Here is a 26,885-nt window from a genome sequence, read left to right on the forward strand (position 1 = left end):
AAAACTTTTCTATTTGACCAAAACAATTTCAAAACCTCATAGCTAAATCCAAAAGCTGTGAGGTTTTTGTTTGCCCTTTTTGTAATTTTGTTATTGTAATAAATCTTAAAAAGTCCTCCAATCCTTCGGATACGGGCGCAGATTCTGACAATATAATGTATAAACTTTTTTTACAGCCACTCTTATTTCGTTTTGATGCCGAGAAGGCTCACTATTTTACTTTTGATTTAATAAAGGCATTATTCAAAATCCCTTTTTTTCCAACCATTTTCAAAGCTATTTATCAGTATGAAAATCCTACTTTGGAAAAAACGGTATTTGGGTTAAAATTTAAAAATCCAGTTGGCTTAGCGGCTGGTTTGGATAAAAATGCGGTATTAGTAGATGAACTTTCTGCGATGGGTTTTGGCTTTGTAGAAATAGGAACACTTACCCCAAAACCTCAGCCCGGCAACGATAAACCTCGTTTGTTTCGTTTGAAAGCAGACGAAGCCTTAATCAACCGAATGGGTTTTAATAACGATGGTGTAAAGGAAGCGGCAGCACGTTTGAAAAAGCGTAATAGTAATGTCTTGATTGGTGGAAATATTGGTAAAAATAAAGTTACACCAAACGAAGAAGCAGTGAATGATTATATGATTTGCTTCAACGAACTGTTCGATGTGGTTGACTATTTTGTGGTAAATGTAAGCTCGCCCAATACGCCAAACTTAAGAGCTTTGCAAGAAAAAGAACCTTTGAAGGATTTGTTACAAACGTTGCAAAAAGATAATGAACGTCGTCCGAAACAAAAGCCAATTTTGTTGAAAATTGCACCAGATTTGACCAAATCGCAATTGGATGATATTATTGAAATTGTACAAGAAACTAAAATTGCGGGAGTTATTGCCACCAATACCACTATTTCAAGAGAAGGCTTACAATCTTCTGAAGAATTAGTTAAAGAAATGGGAGGATTGAGTGGAAAACCCGTAACCAAACGCTCAACAGAAGTGATTCGTTATTTGTCACAAAAATCAGGAAAAGCATTTCCTATCATTGGTGTAGGAGGTATTCATTCTCCAGAAGATGCTGAAGAGAAACTAAACGCTGGCGCTGATTTGGTTCAAGTATATACAGGTTTCATTTACGAAGGTCCAGGACTGGTAAGTAGAATTAATCGTTATTTGGCGAAGAAGAAGTAACTAAAGGCATAAGTCATAAAGGTGCAAAGTGGCAAAGTGTTTATTATTCTAATTAAAATCACTATTTCACTTTGTGCCTTTGAACCTTTGTCCCTATTGATTTTTTCCTTACTCTAATCCGATTTGAGAGGTTGAAATAACTCAAATCATCATTTCGAAGGGCGAACATACTTCGAAATATTTAAAATGTTATGGCTAGAAATATTCCCAAAGACCCAGAGCAAAACCGACCTAAGGAAAAAGCTCGTTCAGCTTCGCCAAGCCCATTCAAACTAGATTTTGGTGGCTCAGGTGTGGAACGTGCTCGCTTACTGATTGGTGGTGTTTTGGTATTGTTTTCCGTATTTATGTTTTTCTCATTTTTCTCTCACCTTTTTACAGGTAAAGCAGATCAAAGTGAGATACATAACTCATTGTCAAGTTTGGCAGAAACAGGTAAGAAAACCAAAAACTTTTTTGGGGTATTTGGTGCAAAATTGGCAGACCTATTAGTGCTTCGCTACTTTGGTGTTTCGGCTTTTTGGCTAGTGCCAATGACATTTTTTACAGGAGTTCAAATCGGACTAAAAAGAAGCCTTGTTAATTTAGAAAGATTTACCAAACTGTCTATTTTCGGTATTTTATGGGGAAGTACTTTCTTAGGCTTTTGGGTATATACTTTTCATATTGCCGACAACTGGAGTGATTTGTGTGGGGGCATGGGATACTATCTCAACGAGTATATGGATAGTCTCATGGGACCATTTACGATTTTTGTCATATTATTTCTACTAATACTCTTTATCTCGTTTTTCTATGGTACTGAAGTTTTGGTGGAATTTATGGAAAAGTTGTTATCTCCCTCTGAAACATCAGTCGAAGTTGATGAAGAGCAAAATGCAGATGATATTAGCCAAGCTAAAAATATTCGGAGAGTACGAGATGACCTCGAAAATACAGCCAAAGGTGCAAAGAATACCCTAAAAGTACCAGAGCCAGAGTTTGAGGATGATGATTTGCTGACAAGAGAAGATAATGCGGATGAAGAGAGCATAAGACCGTATTTGCCACCAATTGTAGAAGCAAAAGCCAATGCCGCAACCCAAACGATTAGCCCTGCAAGTACTGCTAGAAAAGAGGTTTCTTTAACGATAGAAAATACTTTGGAAGGGGACTTGCCTGAGACAATCGACGAAATCGAGGAGGATATTCCAGTTACAGAAACCTCAAAAGACGAAGCCAGCGATGAGCTAGTCAAACGATTTGGCTTATATGACCCGACTTTAGATTTGCCTAATTATCAGTTCCCATCCGTTTCTTTGTTGAAGGATTATGACATGGGTAAAGCTCAGGTTTCGCAAGAGGAATTGAAGGCAAATTCGAATAAGATTGTTGATACACTTGGACATTATGGTATTGGTATTGCCGATATTAAGGCTACAATTGGACCAACGGTAACGCTTTATGAGATCATTCCTGATGCAGGGGTTCGGATTTCGAAAATCAAAAACCTCGAAGATGATATTTCCCTAGCATTGGCAGCCTTGGGGATTCGTATTATTGCGCCTATTCCAGGAAAAGGAACCATTGGTATTGAGGTACCAAACAAAAACCGTGAAATGGTGCCTGTTAAGATGGTGATTGGCTCTGAAAAATTCCAAAAATCAACCGCTGATTTGCCAATTGTATTAGGTAAAACCATTAGTAATGACATATTTATGACCGATTTAGCCAAAATGCCTCACTTGTTGATGGCAGGGGCAACTGGTCAAGGTAAGTCGGTAGGTTTGAACATGATTTTGACTTCATTGTTGTACAAAAAGCATCCATCACAACTAAAATTTGTATTAGTTGACCCGAAAAAGGTGGAATTAACGCTTTTCAATAAAATCGAACGTCATTTCTTGGCTATGCTTCCCAACGCCGCTGAAGCAATTATTACCGATACCAAGAAGGTAGTAAATACCCTCAATTCCTTGTGTATTGAAATGGATAATCGTTACAACTTGTTGAAAGATGCTGGTTGCCGTAACTTGAAAGAATATAACGCCAAGTTTGTCAATCGTCGATTAAATCCAGATAAAGGGCACTATTTTATGCCATACATCGTGTTGGTAGTTGATGAGCTTGCTGACTTGATGATGACTGCAGGTAAGGAAGTAGAACAACCTATCGCTCGTTTGGCACAGTTGGCTCGTGCCATTGGGATTCACTTAGTTATTGCCACGCAGCGTCCGTCAGTAAACGTTATTACGGGTACAATCAAGGCCAACTTCCCAGCTCGTTTGTCGTTTAAAGTGACCTCTAAAATTGACTCAAGAACTATTTTGGATACAGGTGGAGCCGAACAATTAGTCGGTATGGGAGATATGTTGCTTTCGACTGGGTCTGATATTATTCGTTTACAATGTGCCTTTGTAGATACCCCAGAAGTAGAAGATGTATGTGAATTTATTGGGGAACAAAGTGGCTACGATTCAGCGTATTTGTTACCAGAATTTGAAGGTGACTCTGGCGGTGGAAATGAAAAAGGTGATTTTGACTCGAAAGATAAAGATGAATATTTTGAAGAGGCTGCAAGGTTGATAGTGACTCACCAACAAGGCTCGACATCACTAATCCAACGTCGTTTAAAATTAGGCTATAACCGTGCTGGACGCATCATCGATCAACTTGAAAAGGCGGGTGTTGTAGGGCCATTCGAAGGCTCAAAAGCACGTGAAGTTTATATTAAAGACTTAGATGCTCTGGAAAAAATGTTGAGAGATTTATAAATGATTGAGTGATTTATGGTTTAGAGAATGAGTGATTGTTTTAAGATACATTAAACAATCACTCATTCATTCAACCACCAAATCACTCAATTAAAGATGTCTACTTCGTAATCACATCTAACTCGGCATAGCCTGCCCAATTATCGTTTTTCGTGTTCTTTAAAGCCGTAAACTTTATAAACTTGGCTTTGCTAGGAGTAAAAGTTTTGACTTGCAAAAGAGGATTATTCTTAATGTTTGAAAACTCTCCTTCGTTTACTATTGTCCAATTAATTCCATCTAACGAAACAGAAAACTGATATTTTGAAATGACACCATCTGTGCTTTGCCAAGGTAAATACTTAAATCCAGTAAGTGTAACGTCTTTTCCTAAATCAATAACCAAATCAACAGGAAGTGTTTGTGTTTTGGCTTGATACCAAGCTGTATGAGAGTTGCCATCGATTACCTTATACGCCTTTTCATCTGAGATACCCACAATTTTCCAGTCTTTTTTTACAATATCAAACTTTTCTTCAGCTATCTCCGAACTCTTTTTAGTGGAGGCTTCTACTGCTATGGCTTTAACTGTCATTTTGCCATTGGTTTGAATCGTGCCAGTATATTTTACTGATTTGGTAGTTGGTGTGCTACCATCTAGTGTATAATAAACTTGTGATTCTGGGTCATCGGCTTTGATGTTTATTTCTCCTGCTTGATTTCTCGTAATACTCGGTGCAGTGAGTATCTGGGGAGCGTTAAAAACACCAATGTTCGAAATCAAAGGACAGGCTTTGGCATCCAACACTTTAAAGCGAACTTTAGTAGCTCTTACTGTCGGAAAAACCAAAATTCGTTTGTATCCAATGGTAGTTTGTTGGGCTAATTCTTTCCAATTGCCATCAATCAAAGCCTCTATTTTAAAAGATTTCACTCGTTGCCCTAAGCGAATATATTCCTGTGCCATAAAGCGATTAAAGACGGTTGGCTTGCCTAAATCTATCGTAATAGCAGCATTGGTAATACCTTCATCAGTTGCCCAATAGGTATTTTTGTCTGCGTCCAAAGCTTTAGAAGCATTAAACATCAAGGCATTTTCTCGAATGTTTGTCGCTGTTGCTTTTTTGTTTTGCGCCAAATTGACTGAGTATGCCTCTTTTACCGCCTTAGCCAATGCTTTTACCGCTTTTTCATCGTTTTCATGAATCAAACCTCTTTTATCAATAGGGAAGTTGAGTAATAATGTCCCGTTTCTACCTATGGAATGATGATAGGTATTCATTAAGTCGGGTAATGTTTTGACACGACTATCTTCATATTCATGATAAAACCACCCTGGTCGAGTCGAAGTATTGACTTCGCCTGGTACCCAAACTTCACCGTTTTCTACACCATGACGTAGCATATCTTCGGGCACATCACCTTTGGCATTGAGCAAACTCCAGTTTTTCTCACCAACATATCCTTCTTCTGTTCCTACCCAACGAAGGTCAGCACGGTCGCCACCATCGTTCCAAATAACAATTTTAGGTTGTAGTTCACGGATGAGTTTGTAGGTATTCGACCAGTCATAATAGGTTGTTCTATCAATTTTTCGTGTTCCTCGTGTACCACCATAATAACCATCACCACCGTTAGCACCATCAAACCAAATCTCAAAAATATCTCCATATTGAGTCATCAATTCTCGCAATTGATTTCTGAAATAAGTAATGTATTCTGGCTTACCATAATCAGCAAAGTTTCTATCCCAAGGTGAAAGATAAATCCCTAATTTGAGTCCGTATTCTTTACAAGCTTTTGCCAAGTCGCCAACAATATCACCTTTACCATTTTTCCAAGGAGAGTTTTTAACTGAATATTCGGTGTATTTGGAAGGCCACAAACAAAAACCAGAATGATGCTTTGCCGTGATTATTACTCCTTTCATTCCCGCTTCTTTACACACACGCGCCCATTGACGGCAGTCTAGTTGAGTAGGATTAAAGATTTTTGGGTCATCGTCGCCAAAGCCCCACTCTTGATTGGTAAAGGTATTGGTCGAAAAGTGGACGAAGGCATAATATTCCATTTCCTGCCATTTGAGCTGGTTTTCGGTAGGAATTGGCCCTACCGCCTTTGGAGTACTTTGGGCTATTCCAATACTTGAATAGGAGGAAAGCAGAGCTGTAGTAAGACAAAAACTGGCTATCTGAGAGGTAATTTTACTTTTAATGGTCATACAGTTTTAATTAAATTGGGAATGTGATAATGAATTGGCAATTATAAATTAGTAGTGAGAGAAGGATTATAAAAACCATTTATTTCCGAAATCAGAAATCCCAAATCTGCAATAGTTTGGAATCCTTCGTACAGCCCTAATTATAAATCACTTTCTATATAGTAAATCTCTTGACGACTTATACTCATTTCGTTTATTCAACCTATCTTTTTTAGAAAGAAAGTAAAGGAAGTTATAAGTTAACCGCATAATCCGCTAACTTATACACTAATAACGTCTAACATAACTAAATTAATTTTTTATAAAAGCATGAAACCTTACCTCTCCAAACGCCAGTTTCTCAAAAACCTCACAGGTGTTGCTGTATTATCACAGACTAATTTATCTGATTTGATTCGACTCCATGAACATTTACCTGCGGAAAAATTAGCAGAAGATGAACAGTTTTGGACAAAAATTCGAGAAGCTTATGAGGTGCCTAAAGACTTTATTCATTTAGAAAATGGCTATTACTCAATGACAGCCAAACCTGTAATGCAAAAATATTTGGCACATATTCAAGCTGTGAATAAAGTGTCTTCATATTATATGCGAACTCGTCAGTTTGATGATAAAATGATTTCTCGAAAAAAATTAGCTGATTTATTGGGCTGCTCGTTTGAAGAATTGATTATCACCAGAAATACTACTGAATCTTTAGATACCATTATTGCAGGTTTTGATTGGAAAACAGGTGACGAAGCACTCATGGCCGAGCATGATTATGGTGCCATGTTGGATATGTTTAAGCTCCAAGCTAAACGGCATGGCTTGACAAATAAGGTTATTTCTGTGCCCTTGCATCCCAAATCAGATGAAGAAATTGTGGAAGTTTATGAAAAAGCGATTACGCCCAAGACTCGACTATTAATGGTGTGTCATTTGATCAATATTACAGGACAAATTTTGCCTATCAAAAAATCACAGAAATGGCGCATCGTCATGGGGTAGAGGTTATGGTAGATTGCTCATTTGGATTTTAAAATAGACGATTTAGGTGGCGTTGATTATTATGGAAGTAGCTTGCACAAATGGTTAGGAAATCCACTTGGGGCTGGTATTTTGTATGTTCGTAAGGACAAAATAAAGCCCGTTTGGCAAATGATTGGCGATATGGGTTACAAGGATGACGATATTAGAAAACTCAATCATACAGGTACGCATCCTGTGGCTACAGACTTGGCGATTGTGGATGCCATCGATTTTCATAATATGATAGGGATTACTAGAAAAGAGGCGAGACTACGATATCTACAAGAATATTGGACTTCGAAGGTTAGGGATATTCCTAATATAATGGTTAATACGCCGAAGGAGTCACACCGAGCTTGTGGAATTGCCAATGTGGGTATTAAAGGAATGAACCCTGCAGACTTAGCCAAGAAGTTAATGGAGGAATACAAAATCTTTACAGTTGCAATCGGTTACGCAGGAGTATTTGGTGTAAGAGTTACGCCTCATTTATATATTACCACCAAAGATTTAGATGCTTTTGTAGAGGCATTGAAGCAATTGGCTAAAATGTAAAAAGTATTAATGCAGAATAAAATTGCATTAATAGGCTTTGAGCAGTAAGCCGTAGGCATTAGGCAAGCACAAGGTATGCTTATTTCGTGAGAAATACTTTTTGAATTTTAGCTTAATGCCTAGAGCCTAAAGCGGATAAAATCATTTTAATTTTGCCCACTAATCTAAGCTGTAGTGATGAATTATGAAGGTAAGATAAAGCGTAAGTACATAAGCTTATTTTGCCCACTAACTTAGTTTTCAAAGTTTTACATTCACAATTCATCACTCAAAACTCATCACTCTTTAATAGTCTATCTGAATGAAATGATTAGCCAATAGCCACCAATTCAATATCAAAAATCAAATCTTTTCCAGCTAATGGGTGGTTGGCATCCAAAGTGATGTGTGTATCTGTAACTTCAGTTACCACAACTGGCATTACTTGACCAGTACCATCTTGATGCATATTCAACTGCATACCTACTTCGTAAGGAATATCAGCAGGAATTTCGTTACGAGGGAACATCGCCATGTACTCAGGATTTACTGGACCGTATGCCTCATCTACTGGAATATGAACAGTTTTTTTGTCTCCGATAGTCATACCAGTAATACCATTATCGAAACCAGCAATCACCATACCAGTACCTAGTTCAAATACTAGAGGTTCACGACCTTCTGAGCTATCGAAAATAGTACCATCTGTTAATTTACCTGTGTAATGGACGCTAACTTTATCGCCCGATTTTGCTTGTGCCATTTGATTGTTTATTATGTAAATGCGAGTATTTTTTGTTTTGCAACAAACTCCTTTTTACTCAAAGATGGTAGTTTATTTTTAAAAATTAAAATATCAGCAAAGGAAGTTAGAATGAAAATTGAGAGAATGATAGGTATGTTGCTGATTTACAGTTGGTTATTTTGACATGGTAAGCTGATAGGTAAATAGAGTATGATTATTTTGGTAATTAATAAAATAATTCAAAGGAAGCATTGGCAAGGCTCGAGGCTTTGCCAATATCAACGAGTAGTTAAATGGTCTTGTGATTTTCCATTTGTGCTATGATTTTATCAGCATCGAGCGCTGCGCAAGACCCACAACCTTTACTACATCCTGCTGTATTTTTAGGATTAAAATTATTCCAAACCAATCGTACTAAATAAGTAATAGCAGCAAGAAAAATAAGTGCTATAATGATATTTTCCATTGTGAGACGGGTTAAGATGGATGAGTTTTGAGTTAGAAAAAAGGTACTTTGAAATTTTTTGGTTTACTCCATTTTCAAATCTTCAAATCCACATATCTTCAATTCACTTAGCTATTTCCAGTGTTTTTGAATGACCTCCTTTAATTCATGAAACGCACCGCATGCGGCAATTAGTTCACGACCAAAGATAAAATCGTCGCCACCTTTGAAGTCGCTTACAATTCCTCCTGCTTCTCGGACAATGAGTGTCCCTGCTGCTACATCCCATGGTTTGAGATTGTATTCAAAAAAGCCTTCAAAACGTCCACATGCTGTGTAAGCCAAGTCCACAGCTGCCGAACCCATACGGCGCAAACCATGCGATTTTTGCATCAATTCCTTCAAAATAGCCAAATATTGGTCAGTTTGTTTGAAATCATAATATGGAAATCCTGTCGCCAAAAGACTATCTTTCAGGTGATTGGCTGATGACACTTTGATAGGTTTTCCATCCAAATAGGCGCCACCGCCCAGCCACGCAGTAAAACATTCTTCACGGTTGATTTCCATCACAACACCGCTTACAATGTTGTCGTGGTGCATGAGCGCAATCGAGATAGCAAAAACTGGCAAACCGTGCATATAATTCGTGGTTCCGTCCACAGGGTCCACAATCCAAGCATATTCTTGGTCTTCAGTACGTTCGGCAGTACCTTCTTCGGCAATAAAGCCAGCCTCAGGCAAAATTTGTCTGAGCCCTTCTACCAAACGAATTTCGGTTTCTTTGTCAACATATGAAACCAAATCATTGAGTCCTTTGTATTCGATACTATCTCTCGAAAATTCAGAAGCAGCTTCTTTCACAAACAAAGCTGTTTTGCGTGTCAATAAAGCCACCTGTTCGGTAATGTGTTGTAGGTTCATTTTTTTTGAGTGTACAGGGAACAGGCACAAAGGCACAAAGTGTATGAGTGGATGGTTTAAAACGATGAGTCAAAGAAAAACACTTTGTGCCTTTGTGCCTCGTTTCTTAGTTTTTTCTCCAATCTAAACTAATTGCGCTTTGTCGCTGTTGTTTTTAAAGGATAAGGTTTATTAATAACTTTGTCAAAGATAGCAAAAGTTTGAGAGGACTTTGGGCTTTCTGTAACTGAGAATAGACTATAATTTTAATTTTTCTGAACATTGAGAAAAGAAGAAAAAAGCGGGCAAATTTTTGATTTTGAGATATTAAGACGCATTTACGGTTTTTTGCAACCTTACAAAGTACGTTTTTGGTCGTTGGTGGTTTTGATTATGGTAATGGCCTGTGTGGTACCACTCAATCCATTATTGATTCGCCATACGATTGACAATGAAATAGCACGTGGTGATTACAACGGCTTATCTTTGATGCTTTTGGCTATGCTTGGGGTATTACTATTGCAAGGTTTTTTGCAGTTTGTAACTTCCTACATGGCTGGCTGGCTCGGACAAACAGTGATTCGAGATATTCGTGTGGCATTGTACGAAAAAATCCTTCATTTAAGACTCAAGTTTTTTGACGATACCCCAATCGGTCGCTTGGTGACCCGTACTGTTTCGGATATTGAAACGCTCAACGATGTATTTTCGGAAGGTTTGGCATCCATTGCAGGCGATATCTTACAATTGGTATTGATTACGGGAGTAATGTTTTATACCGATTGGCGTTTGACACTTATTTGTTTAATGACAGTTCCTTTCATGGTAGTGTCGACCTATATTTTTAAAGAATATATTAAAAAGTCATTCAATGAGGTGCGTATTGCAGTATCTAACCTAAACTCTTTTGTGCAGGAACATATCACGGGGATGAATATCGTACAGGCTTTTAGTGCTGAGGAGTTAGAATACAAAAAGTTCGTAGCCATCAATCAGACACATAGAGATGCCAATATTCGTTCAATTTGGGCTTATTCGGTTTATTTTCCTGTAGCCGATGTTATTTTGGCGGCTGGGACTGGTTTAATTGTTTGGTTTGGTTCAAAGCAAATTCTCAATCATGATATTACCTTGGGGACCCTTACGGCGTTTATCATGTTTATGAACTTGTTTTTCCGTCCTATTCGTTTTTTGGCTGACCGTTTCAATACCTTACAAATGGGTATAGTGTCAACAGAGCGTATTTTGAAATTATTGGATTCAGATGAATATGTTGCCAACAACGGCTCGTACAGCGCCAATGATTTGAAAGGTGATGTCAAGTTTGAAAATGTTTGGTTTGCTTATAACGACGAAGAATATGTATTGAAAGATATTTCTTTTGAGGTTAAACAAGGTGAAACTATTGCGCTTGTTGGTGCTACAGGTGCAGGAAAATCATCGACTATAAATCTTTTAAGCCGTTTTTATGAAATCAATAAAGGGAAAATTTTCATCGACGGTCGTGATTTGCATGAATACGAATTACAAAGTTTAAGAAGTAAAATTGGGGTAGTATTGCAAGATGTATTCTTGTTTTCTAATACAATTGAGAATAATATCACGCTTGGAGATAAGTCTATTACAAGAGAGAAAATTATTGAGGCTGCCAAGTTAGTTGGTGCCCATGATTTTATTGAAAGATTACCAGACGGTTATGATTACAATGTAATGGAACGTGGTGCGACGCTTTCTGTAGGACAACGTCAATTGATTTCGTTTGTGCGTGCGCTTGTACACGATCCAAAAGTAATCGTGCTCGACGAGGCAACTTCGTCGGTAGATACCGAAACGGAAGAGATGATTCAGAATGCCATTGCAAAATTGATGAAAGGTCGTACAGCTATCGTAATTGCACACCGTTTATCTACAATTCAAAATGCCAATAAAATTTTAGTTTTGGACAAAGGCGAAATCAAAGAGGAGGGAACGCACGAAAGTCTATTGGAAAAAGACGGTTGGTATGCCCAATTGCACAAAATGCAATTTTTGGCAACTCAAACACATTAGATTTGGGAATGCTGATTGTAGATTTCGGAATTTCGAAAGGTATGGTAAATTCCGAATAGGGTGCGACTTAAGTCGCACCCTATTCGGAAAAAGGTTCTAAAATGTCAAGTAATTATTGACTATTCATCAAGCAAAAAGGCGGTCGAAAATTGTTTTTCGACCGCCTTTTTGCTACTATTATTTTGGGATTAGACGCAAAGTATTACGTCTCTACGAGTGTGGAATGGAGATAAAAAATAATCACTCATTCGCTCAATCACTCATTCACAAATAAATTATCGAAACTATCCTACGTATTTGGTTTCTTTAAGTTTACCTGCTACCAACATAAAGACTACGGTACTAGCAAACATCAATCCCGTAAAGAACCAGAAGTAAGAAGCACCTTCCAATTGAGCTAAGAAACCACCATTAGCAATATTACCATTGACCAAAGCAACACCTAAGTTACCGATTGATACCGCAGAATACCAAATCGCGGTCATAGTACTCTTCATTGATTTTGGAGAGTTGGTATATGCATATTCCAAACCTGTGATAGATACCAAAATTTCGCCCCAAGCCAATACCAAGTAAGCCAAAATTTGCCACCAAACCGACGGCTGACCACCTGCATCAATACTTGTTTGAATCAAGGAAATAATCACAAAAGAAACCGCTGTTAAAAAGAAACCAGCACCTAAACGACGTAGTGGAGTAGTTTTGATACCTAATTTTTCGAAGAAAGGATACACTACATAAGTAAATACAGGAATAAAACTTACTAAGAATAATGGGTTTAATACCTGAACTTGTTCTGGTAAGAATGTATAACCTAAACCTGTATTTAGGTCTAATTTTTTAGCCTGTAACACCCATTCTGCTAAGTTTTGATCCCACAATGCCCAGAATATTGGAATAAAGGCAAATACTGCCAAAACACGGTAAACGGCTTTAACGCCTTCTACTTTTTCGTGATCATATTCAGCTTTTGATACGTCTAACCAACTTTCACCTTCTTTCTTGTCTCCCAAGTGGGTAAGCGCATAATAGGTAATAAATACAAAATTGTTGCGATTGATTCCAGATGGAGGAACATGCACATATTTGTTTCTTCCTAAAAAGAACACTACCGTCGCAATCGCCATCAAAATACCTGGAACTCCAAATGCCCAAGCAGCGCCAATAGAAGCATAAATAACAGGAATGAAGATGTTAGATACTACAGAACCTGCGTTGATAGCGAAATAAAACCAACTATATGCTTTTGTCATTAAATGCTCATTACTCTTGTCAAATTGGTCACCCACGTTGGCCGACACACAGGACTTAATACCTCCTGCACCACAAGCAATAATAAGTAAACCTAATGAGAACATATCTAAATTGTTTTCGAACAATGCTAAAGTTAAGTGTCCAAAACAATACAAAACAGATACATAAAAAATCACTTTGTATTTTCCGAAAAACCAGTCAGCTACCAAGCCACCAATCATTGGCATAAAATACGCCAATGCCACAAACATGTGAACCATTTCGTTGGATTTTGCTTCGGCAACTTTTTGAAGTACAGGGTTTCCGCTAGGATTAAAGAACTGTGCAACTAAGAAAGTGGATAGGATAGAGCGCATACCATAAAAGCTAAAACGCTCGGCAGCTTCGTTACCCAAGATGTAAGGGATCGCTTTTGGGAACGTACCTTTCTTTTCTTCTGTTAGGGCTTCGTTAGAATGATTTGAAGTCATATATTTTTAAAGCTTTGTGCCTGTCAAAGTAGTTTTAGGATTCGTGGTTGCCACTTTGTAGGCTGTAAATAGTTTGTTTTTGTTAAGTTAATATAATGTTTTTGTTTTAGACTGATATCCTTCCTGTTTTATAATTTAACTCAATGTTAAATCTTAGGGTCAATCCCCCTGTTTACATCCCGTTAATCGACTTATTATTTGTAACTTGTAAGTAAAATAACATTCATTAGGGTAGGAGAAAAACTTTTGGCGAAATATCTGTAATATAGTCTAAAATCGCTGTTTTTATGGAAAAAAACATTCTAAGTTAAACCTATATCAGCGGAATACCAACTTTTTGATAACTCCAAGGTCAAATTTTAAGTCAAATTCTTAGAAAAAACCAGAAATAGAAGAGTTTATAAAAAGGTACTAATCAAATAATTAATATGACTTTTGTGGGCGAGATGGTGCGGGTAGATAGTTTTTTTACAAAAGCGCAAATTTGATTTCAATTATCAGAGTTTAGTAGGAAAGTTTTGGAAAGATTTTTTATATTCGTGAAACATTTGTGGAACACTCTTTGTAAATCTCCTTCGAAAGAGAGATATTTGAAGGTAGATTGAGTTATTCCTTATTGGTTATTCAGGATTCGTAGTTCTGTAAATCAAATTACCATCGGCTGTATAACTAATAATCAGTAACTGAAACAAGTAACTCAAAAAATCAAATGGGGAAAGTAATTGCGATTGCCAACCAAAAAGGAGGAGTTGGTAAAACAACTACCACTATCAACCTAGCAGCAAGTCTTGCCGCACTAGAATTTAGGACGCTAATAGTCGATGCCGATCCTCAAGCAAACTCTACATCGGGTTTGGGCTACAACCCAAAAGAAATCCAAAACTCTATTTATGAGTGCATGGTAGATGGGGTTCAGGTACAAGATATTATCATCGAGACGGATTTGCCTTACTTACACTTGATTCCGTCACATATCGACTTGGTAGGTGCCGAAATCGAAATGATTAACCTTCGCGACCGCGAACAGCGTATGAAAGAATGCCTTCAAACGGTATTGCACGAGTACGATTTCGTGATTGTTGACTGTTCGCCTTCTCTAGGCTTGATTACGATCAATGCTCTTACAGCTGCTGATTCGGTCATTATTCCAGTGCAGTGCGAATATTTTGCGCTCGAAGGTTTGGGTAAATTGTTGAATACCGTTAAGATTATTCAATCTAGACTCAACACTGCTTTGACCATCGAAGGTATTTTGCTAACGATGTACGATTTGCGTGTTCGCCTATCCAATCAAGTGGTTGCAGAAGTTACTTCACACTTCCAAAGCATGGTTTTCAACACGATTATTCCTCGCAATATTCGTTTGTCTGAATCCCCTAGTTTTGGTGTACCAGCTATTGCTCACGACTCAGAAAGCAAGGGAGCAATTAGTTATTTGAACCTTGCCAGAGAAATTCTTGCAAAAAATGGCTATGTAAATCAGGAATAGATTGGTGGAGAAAACGTTGATACAACAACTTCTTTTCTTTTAAAAACAACTTATCTGTTTATTGGGATATTCACATGGTGAGACATTCTTGCCGAAATTAGCGCCAATATACATTTGTACTTATTAACTTTTATACCATGAGTAAAATGGAATTACCTGCAAAAAAACGTGTTGGACTTGGCAGAGGCTTAGGAGCTTTGTTACAGGACTCAGATTCAGTTAATGGTGTAAATAATACCAGACCTAGTAACCCTACACCCATCGAGCGTCCTCAACGTTTGGAGCAAATTAGCTCGATGAACGAAATTTCGGTAGATACTATCGAAACCAACCCGTATCAACCTCGTACTCATTTCGATGAGGAGGCTCTCAACGAATTGGCCGATTCAATCCGTGTACAAGGGATTATTCAGCCTATTACGGTGCGTCAAATTGCCCCAAATAAATATCAGCTTATTTCGGGAGAACGCCGTTTGCAAGCATCTAAGCGTGCAGGTTTACGCATGATTCCTGCCTATGTGCGCACGGCTGACGACCAACAAATGTTGGAAATGGCTTTAATCGAAAACATTCAGCGTGAAAACTTGAATGCGATCGAAATTGCCTTGAGTTATCAGCGTTTGATTACCGAATGTAGCCTTAAGCAAGAAGAGCTTGGAGATAGAGTTGGTAAAAACCGTACGACTGTCAATAACTACATTCGTCTGTTGAAACTTCCTGATGTGATTCAGGTGGCATTACGCGATAACAAGATTTCGATGGGACACGCGCGTGCTATTATCAATATTGACAATCGTGAGCACCAACTATCTATTTTTAACAAAACCATCGCCGAAGAATGGTCTGTTCGTAAAGTAGAAGAGGCTGTAAGAGAATTGTCAAACGCCAAATTAATGGCTGAAGGTGTTGATAAAAAAGGTGGCGTAAAACAAGAAATAAGAAGCCTTCAATTTAGACTTCAGGCTTATTTTGGTTCAAAAGTAACCGTAAAAGCAGATGACAAAGGCAAAGGAGAAATCAAGATTCCGTTTACTTCACAAGAAGAATTAGACAAAATTTTGCTCTCAATCAAAGCTTAACTCTGGTCGATTTTCCAACAATAGTTTTGTTAAATCTTGTTAAGGCATTGAAAACGAAGTTATTTTACATGAACTTTGCAAGAAATTTTGACTAGAATACGCATGAAACACATACAAAAAGTATGGCTTTTGAGTATAATTGCTATGTTGTTGAGCTATTGTTCACCAGCACAAATCTTGAAAGCAGATACCATTCAAATTCCAAAAGATGACTTGACAAAAGTAGCTAAGTCATTAGATTCAGGGAAAAAGCAGTATAAGATTATTCCAAGAATAGCTACTATTCGTTCAGCAATGGTGCCAGGATGGGGACAAATCTATAATCGACAGTATTGGAAGTTGCCAATTTTAGCGGCAGGTTTTGGGGTGAATGTCTATTTTATTATTCATAACAATGAATACTATCAACTGTTCTTGAATAAATCAAGATATGTAACAGAGAATAAGCTAACGGGGACGTCCATTACTTATAATGGTGTTACTCGTGAGATGACGGCAGCACAACTAAAAACTGGAACCCAATATTATCACCGATATAGAGATACTGCAATCTTGTTTGTACTCGTCATTTGGGCAGCCAATATCGTTGATGCCAATGTAACGGCACACTTAAAAACATTTGATTTGACTGATGATATTTCAATGAAAATACAACCATCTGTGACGACTCCTTTTATGAATAGTCCTGCGTTTGGTGCAAAAATCACATTGGCGTTGAAATAATAAATAGAATTAAAATTTTCACATAAATAGTCTCAATTAACATGAATATTGTTCTTCTCGGCTATGGCAAAATGGGTAAAGTAATAGAGAAGATTGCTCTGAGCCGAGGTCATAACATAGTAGCACGAATCGACGTAAATAACCGTAGCGAATTCGACGCTCTAACCGCTGCTGATGTAGATGCAGTCATTGAATTTAGCCATCCTCTTTCAGCATACGAAAATGTAAAATCTTGTATCGAAAAAGGTATTCCAGTAGTTTCAGGAACGACAGGTTGGCTAGAGAAAAAGCCTGAGTTAGAGGCTTTAACATTAGAAAAAGGAAGTGCATTTTTCTGGTCTTCAAATTATTCAATTGGGGTTAACATATTTTTTAAACTGAATAAAATGTTAGCCAAATTGATGAGTCCTCAAAAACAGTATAGCGTAAGCACTACCGAGATTCATCATACTGAAAAGAAAGATTCTCCAAGTGGAACAGCTATTACTATTGCTGAAGGTTTAATTGAAAATCTTGCTGGCAAAGACAAATGGATTAATAACGAAATTCCTGCCGAAAATGAAGTGGCAATTTGGTCGGCTCGTGAAGGCAAAGTGCCAGGAACGCACATTGTTAAATATATTTCTGATATTGACCAAATCGAAATTTTGCACCAAGCTCATGGTCGTGAAGGTTTTGCATTGGGCGCAGTGATTGCAGCAGAGTGGATTGCTGACAAAAAAGGCGTATTTGGCATGGAAGATTTGTTAGCAGAATAATAGCATTCAAAAGCACTAAGTAATACAATGTTGGATTACTTAGTGCTTTTATTTTGTCAATGTTTGAAAAATAAATTCATGGAAATGTAATTCTAGGTAAAGAATCACGACTTATTGTGTAAAAGCTTAGCTACATAACCATCAAAGAAATTTAAGATTTTTGTAAAATGTCTGAAAAAAAGCCTGTTAAAAAGTCAGCCTTTCGTGAGTGGGTTGATTCAGTTGTATTTGCAGTTGTGGCTGCTACCTTGATTCGTTTCTTCTTTTTCGAAGCCTATACGATTCCGACCTCATCTATGGAAAGTAGCTTGATGGTTGGAGATTTCTTGTTTGTGAGCAAACTCCACTATGGTGTTCGTACGCCTAAAACGCCATTACAAGTACCATTGACTCACCAAAAAATTTGGGGTACAGATTTACCTTCTTATTTAACTTGGTTAGATCTTCCTATTTACCGTTTGCCAGGTTTTTCTGATGTTACTAAAGGCGACGCTGTTGTTTTCAATGTGCCAAATTATTCACCAGATGGAGATGCTCCTGTTGATTTAAAAACCTATTATATCAAACGTTGTGTTGCTACAGCTGGAGATTTGATTGAAATTAAAAATACACAGTTGTACATCAATGGTAAACCTGCTACCAATCCTGCCAAGATGCAACATGGTTATATTCTTAAAACAACAAAAGAAATTACAGACGTAAAACCTTTTGAAGAATTGGGAATATACAATGGTATCGATGCCATGGGACATGAGAATAATAACCTAGTAGGACCTTACCAAGGAGATTCTTCTGATACGAAAAAAGGATATTTTGTATATGTGGTGAATACTTTCGAATCAAATATTGCTAAATTAAAGCAGTTGGATGGTGTGAAAGAAATCTCTCCTATTATTTCTCCAAAAGGTGAGCGTATGGAGGTTGGTGCAAATATCATTCACCAAGAAGATGCGCCAATGAGTTCAGCACTTTATAACTGGAATCGTGATAATTTTGGACCGATTCAAGTGCCAAAAGCTGGTTTGACAATCCAATTGGATTCAATGAATATCGATAAGTATAAGTATGTTATCAAGTATTACGAAGGAAATAAAAACGTTGTTATCGAAAATTATAAAGTAAGTATCGATGGCAAGCCTGTTACTTCTTATACTTTCAAACAAGATTATTACTTTATGATGGGTGACAACCGTCACAATTCAGAAGATTCAAGATTCTTTGGTTTTGTTCCTGCTGATCATATTGTTGGTAAAGCGGTATTCATCTGGATGTCACTTGACCCGAACAAATCTTTCTTGAGTAAAATTCGTTGGAACAGATTATTCAGATTTGTTGAATAGCAATAAGATTTCAAGTATTGATTTACTAGAAAAAGATATACAAAAAGGCTGACTCAACACTGAGTCAGCCCTTTTTGTATATCTTTTTGGTTTTATTTACTCAACGTAAAGAACCAAACCTTTTAGATAACTTCCTTCTGGATGGAAGAAATTAACAGGGTGGTCTGATGGTTGCGTCAAATGGTGTAATACTCTCACTTGTCGCCCAGCCTCTAACGCTGCTGATACAACTGTATTGTAAAACAATTCTCTATCTACTACTTGTGAGCATGAGAACGTAAACAAAATGCCACCTTTGCCCAAACGCTTAAAACCTTCCATATTCAAACGCTTATAACCTTGCACTGCACGGTGGCGAGCATCCATACTTTTCGCATACGCAGGAGGGTCAAGAACAATCAAGTCATAAAATTGGTCGTTTGCTTTCAGATATTTCATAACATCTTCAGCATAAGCCTCATGATTATTGGCGTTTTTGTCTCCAAAGTTTGCTTCTACGTTCTGATTTACCAAGTCAATGGCTTTTTGTGAAACGTCCACCGAGTGAACCAAAGTTGCTCCTTCGTTGAGTGCATAAATTGAAAAGCCACCAGAATAACAGAACGAGTTTAACACTTTGCGATCTTTCGCATAACGAGCCAATAAAGCTCGGTTATCACGCTGATCAAGGAAGAAACCAGTTTTTTGCCCAGTTTCCCAGTTAATCAAAAACGTATGACCATTTTCTTTGGCTGGATGAGGTACTGAACTTGTTCCGATTAAATATCCATTTTTTTGATTTGCGGCATATTGAGGAGGCAAAGTCTCTACGCTTTTATCATAAATAGCCACTAAGTTATCGCCCAACGCTCTTTTGATGGCATTTGCCAATTTATGACGCTCAAGGTGCATTCCAATGCTATGAGCTTGTAAAACTGCTACGCCATTATAAACATCCACGATTAGTCCAGGACAACCGTCACCTTCACCATGAATCAAACGGAAACAATTGGTTTGTTCAAAGTCGATTAATTTACGTACTTCAAAAGCTTGCGCCATTTTGTTAAACCAAAATTCTTCGTCAGCTTCTGTTTGTTCAAATGAAAATATTTTTACAGCAATACTTCCTTCGTGGTAATGGCCAGTAGCCAAAAAGCTACCTTCAAAATCTAATACATCTACCACCTGTCCGTCTGTTGGTTCTCCTAAAATTTGGGAAATTGCCCCAGAAAATACCCAAGGGTGAAAACGTTTTACAGGTAATTCTTTGCCTGCATTTAATACAACCGCAGGTTTATCCAAACTAAGATGACTTAAATCTGACTTTACAGCAGGTTTATTAGTCTTATGATTAGGCTGATTTTTTCTACGAAAATCGCTATTTCTTCTAAATTGATTTTTCATAATACAAAGGTAGAAGATAAATTGTCTGAATTGAAGCAAAATTATAGCTCAAGTGATAGACTTGCGTAATTTTCGTGATTACGCAATAATGTTTCTAAAATACTTTTCAACTTTTAGTCTTTAGCATAATGCTTAAATCCTAATGCCGTATTTTTATCCTTATCTTCTACCAGAAATTTATTATTCATTTTCGTCCCTAGCTGAAAAAATACGTTTGAGCCAAGAATTTGCTTCTTTTTTATCCGCTATTTGTAATGAATCACTCAAGTTTTGTTGAGATAAATCGTTTAAATCTGGTTGTCCTGCATCGATCCAACAAGTGTACCAAAAATCTCCAATCATTTTCACTGTTGCCTGCATTTGGCGCTCCACTTGATGATTGAGAAGATTATGATAGGTTTGACTATAGAACTGAGAATAGGTTCTGGTGTTAATGGCATTTCGTTCGTCCACGCTGAATTGCTTGTTGGATGGAATATGAGTTTGTAGTGCTTTTTCAAACCTAAAAACAGAATCCAGACAAGCGTTCGCAACCCTAATATGTGCCCAAATGCGTTTTTGTGGAGATTTTACATATTCGGCTTTTCCTACAAAAAAATCATAATCCTTAGAAAAAAGCTCAGGAAGTCTTGATTCCCAGAGACCATGAATCCCAACTTGTTGTGTTTTTTGTCCATTATAGTTAGAGGTAGTATGCAATGGAACATTTGAGTCTCCAATATAATGCCCAATTTCTGCCGAACATTTTAGGATAAGGGGCAAATTTTTGGATTCAAATGCTTTAGTGAGGCGATATTTCATAAACTGAATATGCCAAGGTACAATACCATGCTTTTTGAGGGTATCCTCGGAGTATTTTTCCACCACCTGCTCCCAAGGTTTTTGCAAATGAAAAAACGCACTGTCGCCATAATAATCTAAGTCGATAAAATGCCTTGGTGCTTCATCAGGAATCGCATAGCGTCGTTTGTCGGGGTCTACAGCATGTTCGACAATATACCCAAGATGTTTTTTATAAAAAACAATCATTTCTGGTGGGAGTGTAAAAACTGCAAGTCGATTGATGAGTTGATGCCCAAAAAATCCCCAATGACTAACTTGATCAGAATTAGCAGGGAAGGAGTAGCCATAAAGCATAAGAAGTAAAAAACTTCGTAGAAATAGGGTAGGTTTCATGTGAGAACTATCAAAATAAGATGAATAAATTGATTAAAGTTACATGGCTAATCTTGGAAATGCAATTTATTTCAACGACATTTGCACCGCAAAAATCAATTTTTCAATTAATATTGAGTAAATTATTGGTAAATCTGAAAAGAAAATACTACAATTAGGTTGTGGAAGTCTAACTTTTTCTGTACCTTTGCACTTCAATTTAGAAAACCAATATTATTCGGGAAATAAAAATGGCAAATCACAAATCAGCGTTAAAAAGAATTAGAGCGAACGAAGCTAAAAGATTGCGTAACCGTTACCAACACAAGACTACTCGTACAATGGTAAAACGTTTACGTGAAACTAACGATAAAGCAGTAGCTTCTGAACTCTATAAGAAAGTTTCTTCAGCTTTAGACAAATTGGCTAAGAAGAACATTATTCACAAAAATAAAGCTTCTAACTTGAAATCAAAGTTAGCTAAGTTGGTGAGTAAAGTAGCAGCTTAATCAGCTTCAAAATACTAAGTCTAGAAAGGGTCTCATTTTCGAATGAGACCCTTTTTGTATGATTAATACTAGATTATAAGCCAAAGTCATTAGGCAAAAGTGTATTCGTGATTTCATTCAATACATTTTAAATATCTAGCTTAAGGCATGTAGCTTAAGTTAGTGGGCAAAATAAAATTTAAGATTGTTCTTTGGGCTTTCAGATAATGGCTTCCTGCTGTGGGCTTAGGGTAAAATGTATGTCCTTGGTCGTTAAAAATATTTTAACACTCTTTGCCTTGTGCCTGTTGCCTTGTCCCTAGGATAAAAACTGAAATATAATTTTGCACTAATACTTAATACCTATTGAAGTAATAGCACAAATACTAAAATTTTCAAAAAATACGACTTATTACAATACTTTTCTACATATTTACCTAAAAAAATATAGTAAATACATTCACCTATGTCATCATATTCTAGCGAACATCTCAATATCAAAGAGTGGGCGGAGGAGGACCGTCCCCGCGAAAAACTTCTCCTCAAAGGCAAATCAGCTCTTTCGGATGCCGAATTATTAGGGATTCTGATTGGTTCTGGTATTCAAAAACTGACTGCTATCGACATTGCCAAATTGATCTTACAAGGTGTCAGCGGTGATTTGAACCAATTAGCTCGACTCACGGTCAAAGAACTCGCCAAATTTAAAGGAATCGGCGAAGCGAAGGCAATCACGATTGTAAGTGCTTTGGAGTTGGGGCGTAGACGAAAAGACGCTGAAGTACCTAAAAGACCAAGAATTACCTCCTCCAATGATGCTTATCAAGTACTAAAGCCTTATATGCTGGACTTATCACACGAAGAATTTTGGGTGATTTTGCTTAATCGTGCTAATCAAGTAATTCGTTGTCAATGTATTAGCTCTGGTGGAGTGGCTGGAACGGTTGCCGATCCAAAATTGATTTTTAAACTTGCTTTAGAAAATCTCGCGAGTGCGATGATTTTGTCTCACAATCATCCTTCTGGAAACACTGCACCAAGTCAGGCGGATAAAGATTTGACAAAGAAAATGGTGGAAGCTGGAAAGTTTTTGGATATGCCTGTCTTAGACCATTTGATTTTTACCGATAAAACGTATCTCAGTTTTGCTGATGAAGGTATGTTATAATAACCCCACAAAAGTATAAACAATGGTGGTCGAATAAGTTCGAACAGGTACTACAACTGAAATTCCCCTGATTTCATACTGAAGTGGAACTCCTGTTCTACCCAACAATCCTGAGAAAAGAGTTACGTCGGAGCTTCCGAGTAAATTATAGCTGCCAACTCCCGAAGGGCTTATGGTGGCAAGAAGCACAGGAGTTCCATCTCCTGTTTTTCGTACATACAACTCTAATCTACTATCCCAAAGTGTATCTTGTTTCTTAGCTCGAACTTCATAAGTCAGAAGTGTACTGATATTCATTAGCGATTGGTTAGTTGCGCTAGTCATATTGATGCTGTAGTCAAGCCCGGCAGTGGTAATATTACTGGCAGGTACAGTAACAGACCAAGAGGTTCCTCCTGATTGAATGGCAATGCTTTGAGTAATGCCTTTTTGTTGAAAAACAAAAAAGAAAAGCGTAAAGATGAGATAATATGACAGATTTTTGAGCATATACTGAAACTTTTTCTTTAATTATCGACCATCGTATAGGTTACTGAAAATGAGCTTGTTCCTGAGCGTAATAGTTGATAGTTACTCACACTTAAAGAGTAGGTGAGGTTGTATCCTGTGTTTGAGCCACTTCCTGTGTAAGCGCCACCAATATTGTTAATAATTGTATTGCTAGATGTTGATAAGGTAACTGTGCCTGATGACGAACCAACTGTCCCTGTGCTTGTTACGGCTGTTCCTGCGAGTACAGTGAGTTGTAAGCCACTTGGGACTGTGCCTCCCGAAATTTGTGCTGTGATTCTTCTAGAGGCACTCGGGGCTACGGCTGAGCTGAAATTAAGCCATTTGCTCGTATTTGTCAAAGTAGTGATAGCGCCACCTGCAGTAGATGGTGTTGAAAAACTAAATGAAATTGAGTTGCTATTGGGGCTTAATTTTAGTAATGCCACAGAGTTTAGGGTAATGCCCACTGATACAGTTGATTGGGCATTAATTTGCTCACTTAGGATTAATAAAATCAATATTCTAGCAAATAACAGCAATTTCATCATGTAGGCTTTTCGTTTTTACCCATGTTGGCTTCAATTATCTCATGGGGTATTCTTTATGGATTTTTATTATGTAATTTTATCTGAAAACTTTTACTACCATATACCAATTTTCGCTGAAGTGACTGTAACCCAATGGCGATATCGACTGTTTTACTAGGATTCACTTGTATATTCTGATTGGCCTCTATTAGTTGAAAAGCGTTTTGATTATTGACAAGCCATGCCGATAAATTCCAAGAACCAGGGATAACATCACTAAAACTAAATTCACCAAGGGCATTTACTTTGGTAGTAATAGAGCCTTGGTCATTTTGTATTTTAATAAAGATAGTAGGAAATACCAGTGTGCTATCTATTTTTTTGTTGCCATTTTGGTCTAACAGTTGAATTATACCATTGATAATACCCGTTCTGGCAATCGCTACTTTTAACGTATGAACACTATCATTCTTTACTTGGACTTCTATAGGACCACGAGGGGTTATCGCAACATTAAAAAAGTTAGGATTGGGTTCTACTCTGAAAAGATATTTGTCAGGAATGATTTTGTTAAAAGTAAACTTGCCATTGGCATCTGTTAATACCTTTTTCTCCCCTAAAGATACCATGACATTCCCTACCGAAAGCGTGTTGTCATTGCTACTCAATTGACCTATTACTGTACCTTGGCGTTTATCTTTTGCCAAAGGTAAATTCAGTTTTAGGGTATATTTTAACGAAAAATAAATAGCATCTCGGTTGATATTTCCAAGATTAATTGCTTGAGGAATAAAAGATTGACCAACAATTAGACTAAAGGCATGATGCTTGAAATCGAGATTGAGGTTTCCTGATAAATAACTTTGTGTTTGAACAAATGCATCAGGCGTAAAGTTGTTTCGATAAGTCGCCATTGCATTGAGCCATGGACGAATGTTAAGTCTGAAAGAGCCACCATAGAAATAGTAATTTGTATTGCTGTTGGTCGCCGAATATTTACTCGTGTAGAGATGTTCAAAAATACCTCCTAGCCAAAGCGAAGGAATTAGCCTGATTTGAGGATTTATAGCATTGGAAAAAGAGGTTTTAATGATGTTTTCATCATTGGGAACCAACAAATTTTCGGCATTACCCCATCTGCCATTGTAAGAGAGCGCAAATTTTTCCCCGTTATAATCATAGCCTAGCCCACCAAAGGATTCTCTGTAATAGAAAGATTTTGGCTCTAATCTATCTTCTCTTTCAAGAATATTATAACTCAGTCGCAACATACTTCGATAGTTGAATCGATAATTCAACTGCCCGATCAGGCTTTTGAGATAGGGCGAAGAATTATATACAAGCAGGTCGAAAGAAGGATTTATTCTAGTGAGATTATGGCTTATCCCCAAAGAAAGATGGTTGTTGATGGTAAAATTGATAGAATTGAAAGTCTGCCAGCCACTTTTATAAAATCCGTAAAAATTTTTGCCCGCATAAATCAAATTACTCGAAACGGAAATCCATTTATTATACCAATTAACATTATTCTGAATCGCATAATCCGTTCCATTGTTAGAAATACTTTGTGCCAACTCTGTTTCCCAATGAATCTTGGCAGTCGTAATACTAGAAAAAAGATTCAAGACATTAGCATCAAAAGATTGATTTCTGAGCAACACGCCTTTTCGTTGATAGCCAGCGGTAATAAAATTGTTTTTTGAATAATACCAAGATACATTACCTCCCAATTGATAGTTGAGGTCAGATTCAAAACGAGGTTTGGCATAATAAAGACTTGACCCAATTGCTCCATTTCGCCAATCTATTTTTGCGCCTCTACTAAATCGACCAAATTCTAATAAATTAGTAAGCCTTAAATTATAATCACCTACTTGTACTGATAGATTTCTTTTGAAATCATATTTCATGGAATAAATCTCATACGAACCAATCATAGGAATTTGAAATTGGTTGGGTCCATGCGCGGTAAAATCAATATAGTGCTTATTGGAAAGGTCTAAGAATCCTTTCCCTCTTACGTCAAATTGGTAAGCAGAAGTCGACAAATCACCCTGCTTTGTGCCAATATAAACGCCACCAATTTCTAGGGGAAACTTGAGCCACGAATTATCTTCCTTGCGAGTGGTTCCATATACAGGAATGGATACAACGCTAATAATTGAAGTGTCTTTCGTTTTAAGTGATAGAATCGGATTATAATTCCAGTTTCCTTGGTTGGTGGATTGAATAACATGCCTTGTAAAAATGGTGAAGCTTTCATTCGCTCCAATTGGCACATCGAGAGTATCTTTTTGGCTAAATATTTTACCTTGATTTAAGCCAATTGTTGCTTTTTCAGGAATATTACCTGCATTCTGAATGGAGAATGAAATATTCAGTGTATCTCCTTCTTTGGCAAATTCAGGAAGATTGATCGGCGTAATTATCAATTGATGAACCTTTCTGATGGTAATGGGAAAATTCGCAATAGATTGTTTTTGTGACTGAAATACAAAATAATAAGGGCGAATCGCTACCTTATTCGGACATACCATCGTTTGAACAAACCTGCTTGTACTATCATTGATAGGAATTTGCTTGGTCAAAATCGTTGCCCAATTGGGTGGCGCTATTAACTGAATAGGCACAATTCCTTGTTTTAGAGGATGCTTGATATCACAAAAAACAGTGAAGTGCTCGCCTGGAGAAATATCCGAAGGGTATTTTAATTGCTGAATTTTGGGCAATGTTTG

At 37.3% G+C, this 26,885-nt stretch carries 20 protein-coding genes and 1 pseudogene; 11 read left to right on the forward strand and 10 right to left on the reverse strand.

Translation table 11 applies throughout. The features are described from left to right. Window positions 1-155: 155 nt before the first annotated feature. Both BWI92_RS09490 and BWI92_RS09495 read left to right on the forward strand, forming a co-directional pair. Window positions 156-1,184, forward strand: a complete 1,029-nt coding sequence (locus BWI92_RS09490; protein ID WP_095162393.1) for a quinone-dependent dihydroorotate dehydrogenase — start codon at window positions 156-158, stop codon at window positions 1,182-1,184. Between the two features lie 191 nt (window positions 1,185-1,375). Beyond that, window positions 1,376-3,937: a DNA translocase FtsK gene (locus tag BWI92_RS09495; protein WP_095162396.1), complete on the forward strand. Its 2,562-nt coding sequence runs from the start codon at window positions 1,376-1,378 to the stop codon at window positions 3,935-3,937. Between the two features lie 100 nt (window positions 3,938-4,037). Here BWI92_RS09495 and BWI92_RS09500 read toward each other — a convergent pair whose 3' ends face one another. Beyond that, window positions 4,038-6,137 (reverse strand): alpha-L-fucosidase, encoded by a 2,100-nt coding sequence (locus BWI92_RS09500; protein ID WP_229362921.1) that lies wholly within the window; start codon window positions 6,135-6,137, stop codon window positions 4,038-4,040. A 534-nt stretch (window positions 6,138-6,671) separates the two neighbouring features. Here BWI92_RS09500 and BWI92_RS09505 point away from each other — a divergent pair. After that, a pseudogene (locus BWI92_RS09505) lies at window positions 6,672-7,703 on the forward strand (aminotransferase class V-fold PLP-dependent enzyme). A 310-nt stretch (window positions 7,704-8,013) separates the two neighbouring features. Here BWI92_RS09505 and BWI92_RS09510 read toward each other — a convergent pair. The 3 genes from BWI92_RS09510 to BWI92_RS09520 form a co-directional block, all read right to left on the reverse strand. Next, complete coding sequence (locus tag BWI92_RS09510; RefSeq protein WP_095162398.1) at window positions 8,014-8,445, reverse strand: peptidylprolyl isomerase; 432 nt, start codon at window positions 8,443-8,445, stop codon at window positions 8,014-8,016. A gap of 271 nt (window positions 8,446-8,716) precedes the next feature. Next, on the reverse strand, window positions 8,717-8,893 hold the full coding sequence (locus tag BWI92_RS09515) for a FeoB-associated Cys-rich membrane protein (RefSeq protein WP_095162400.1): 177 nt from the start codon (window positions 8,891-8,893) through the stop codon (window positions 8,717-8,719). Window positions 8,894-9,004: 111 nt separating this feature from the next. Then, a complete protein-coding gene (locus BWI92_RS09520; RefSeq protein ID WP_095162402.1) occupies window positions 9,005-9,796 on the reverse strand; it encodes an inositol monophosphatase family protein in 792 nt (263 codons plus the stop codon). Window positions 9,797-10,057: 261 nt separating this feature from the next. On the opposite strand from BWI92_RS09520, the gene BWI92_RS09525 reads away from it, so the two are divergent. After that, complete coding sequence (locus BWI92_RS09525; RefSeq protein WP_095162404.1) at window positions 10,058-11,824, forward strand: ABC transporter ATP-binding protein; 1,767 nt, start codon at window positions 10,058-10,060, stop codon at window positions 11,822-11,824. Between the two features lie 284 nt (window positions 11,825-12,108). On the opposite strand, the gene BWI92_RS09530 is transcribed toward BWI92_RS09525, so the two are convergent. Next, window positions 12,109-13,548: a POT family MFS transporter gene (locus BWI92_RS09530; RefSeq protein WP_095162406.1), complete on the reverse strand. Its 1,440-nt coding sequence runs from the start codon at window positions 13,546-13,548 to the stop codon at window positions 12,109-12,111. Window positions 13,549-14,257: 709 nt separating this feature from the next. On the opposite strand from BWI92_RS09530, the gene BWI92_RS09535 reads away from it, so the two are divergent. The 5 genes from BWI92_RS09535 to lepB all read left to right on the forward strand — a co-directional run bounded on the left by BWI92_RS09535 (window position 14,258) and on the right by lepB (window position 18,937). Then, window positions 14,258-15,037: a ParA family protein gene (locus tag BWI92_RS09535; RefSeq protein WP_095162408.1), complete on the forward strand. Its 780-nt coding sequence runs from the start codon at window positions 14,258-14,260 to the stop codon at window positions 15,035-15,037. Between the two features lie 137 nt (window positions 15,038-15,174). Continuing rightward, a complete protein-coding gene (locus BWI92_RS09540; protein ID WP_095162410.1) occupies window positions 15,175-16,116 on the forward strand; it encodes a ParB/RepB/Spo0J family partition protein in 942 nt (313 codons plus the stop codon). A 102-nt stretch (window positions 16,117-16,218) separates the two neighbouring features. Continuing rightward, a complete protein-coding gene (locus tag BWI92_RS09545) occupies window positions 16,219-16,839 on the forward strand; it encodes a DUF5683 domain-containing protein (RefSeq protein ID WP_141234736.1) in 621 nt (206 codons plus the stop codon). 41 nt (window positions 16,840-16,880) lie between these two features. Then, entirely contained in the window at window positions 16,881-17,597 is a 717-nt protein-coding gene (gene dapB, locus BWI92_RS09550) for a 4-hydroxy-tetrahydrodipicolinate reductase (RefSeq protein WP_095162414.1), read from the forward strand. A gap of 167 nt (window positions 17,598-17,764) precedes the next feature. Continuing rightward, the gene (gene lepB / locus BWI92_RS09555) at window positions 17,765-18,937 is read left to right on the forward strand and encodes a signal peptidase I (protein ID WP_095162416.1); all 1,173 of its coding nucleotides are present in this window, start codon (window positions 17,765-17,767) and stop codon (window positions 18,935-18,937) included. Between the two features lie 96 nt (window positions 18,938-19,033). Here the strand turns inward: lepB and BWI92_RS09560 are convergent, their stop codons facing one another. Both BWI92_RS09560 and BWI92_RS09565 read right to left on the reverse strand, forming a co-directional pair. Then, complete coding sequence (locus BWI92_RS09560; RefSeq protein WP_409024746.1) at window positions 19,034-20,218, reverse strand: class I SAM-dependent rRNA methyltransferase; 1,185 nt, start codon at window positions 20,216-20,218, stop codon at window positions 19,034-19,036. A 282-nt stretch (window positions 20,219-20,500) separates the two neighbouring features. After that, window positions 20,501-21,457, reverse strand: coding sequence for a zinc dependent phospholipase C family protein (locus tag BWI92_RS09565; protein WP_095162420.1), 957 nt, complete (start codon window positions 21,455-21,457; stop codon window positions 20,501-20,503). A 269-nt stretch (window positions 21,458-21,726) separates the two neighbouring features. On the opposite strand from BWI92_RS09565, the gene rpsT reads away from it, so the two are divergent. Both rpsT and radC read left to right on the forward strand, forming a co-directional pair. Continuing rightward, window positions 21,727-21,984 carry a 30S ribosomal protein S20 gene (gene rpsT / locus BWI92_RS09570; RefSeq protein WP_095162422.1) on the forward strand — a complete coding sequence of 86 codons (258 nt, stop codon included), beginning with the start codon at window positions 21,727-21,729 and terminating at the stop codon, window positions 21,982-21,984. A gap of 445 nt (window positions 21,985-22,429) precedes the next feature. Further along, on the forward strand, window positions 22,430-23,131 hold the full coding sequence (radC, locus tag BWI92_RS09575) for a RadC family protein (RefSeq protein WP_095162424.1): 702 nt from the start codon (window positions 22,430-22,432) through the stop codon (window positions 23,129-23,131). Here radC and BWI92_RS09580 read toward each other — a convergent pair. Genes BWI92_RS09580 through BWI92_RS09590 form a run of 3 tightly spaced genes read right to left on the reverse strand, consistent with a single transcriptional unit; the run spans window position 23,126 to window position 26,879 of the window. Continuing rightward, entirely contained in the window at window positions 23,126-23,620 is a 495-nt protein-coding gene (locus tag BWI92_RS09580) for a hypothetical protein (RefSeq protein ID WP_095162426.1), read from the reverse strand. The genes radC and BWI92_RS09580 overlap by 6 nt on opposite strands. Window positions 23,621-23,637: 17 nt before the next feature. Beyond that, on the reverse strand, window positions 23,638-24,171 hold the full coding sequence (locus BWI92_RS27000; RefSeq protein ID WP_141234738.1) for a hypothetical protein: 534 nt from the start codon (window positions 24,169-24,171) through the stop codon (window positions 23,638-23,640). Between the two features lie 53 nt (window positions 24,172-24,224). Continuing rightward, window positions 24,225-26,879 carry a collagen binding domain-containing protein gene (locus BWI92_RS09590; protein ID WP_095162430.1) on the reverse strand — a complete coding sequence of 885 codons (2,655 nt, stop codon included), beginning with the start codon at window positions 26,877-26,879 and terminating at the stop codon, window positions 24,225-24,227. Window positions 26,880-26,885 lie beyond the last annotated feature (6 nt).

The sequence above is a fragment of the Flectobacillus sp. BAB-3569 genome (genome assembly GCF_002270355.1).
Taxonomy (GTDB): Bacteria; Bacteroidota; Bacteroidia; order Cytophagales; family Spirosomataceae; genus Flectobacillus; species Flectobacillus roseus.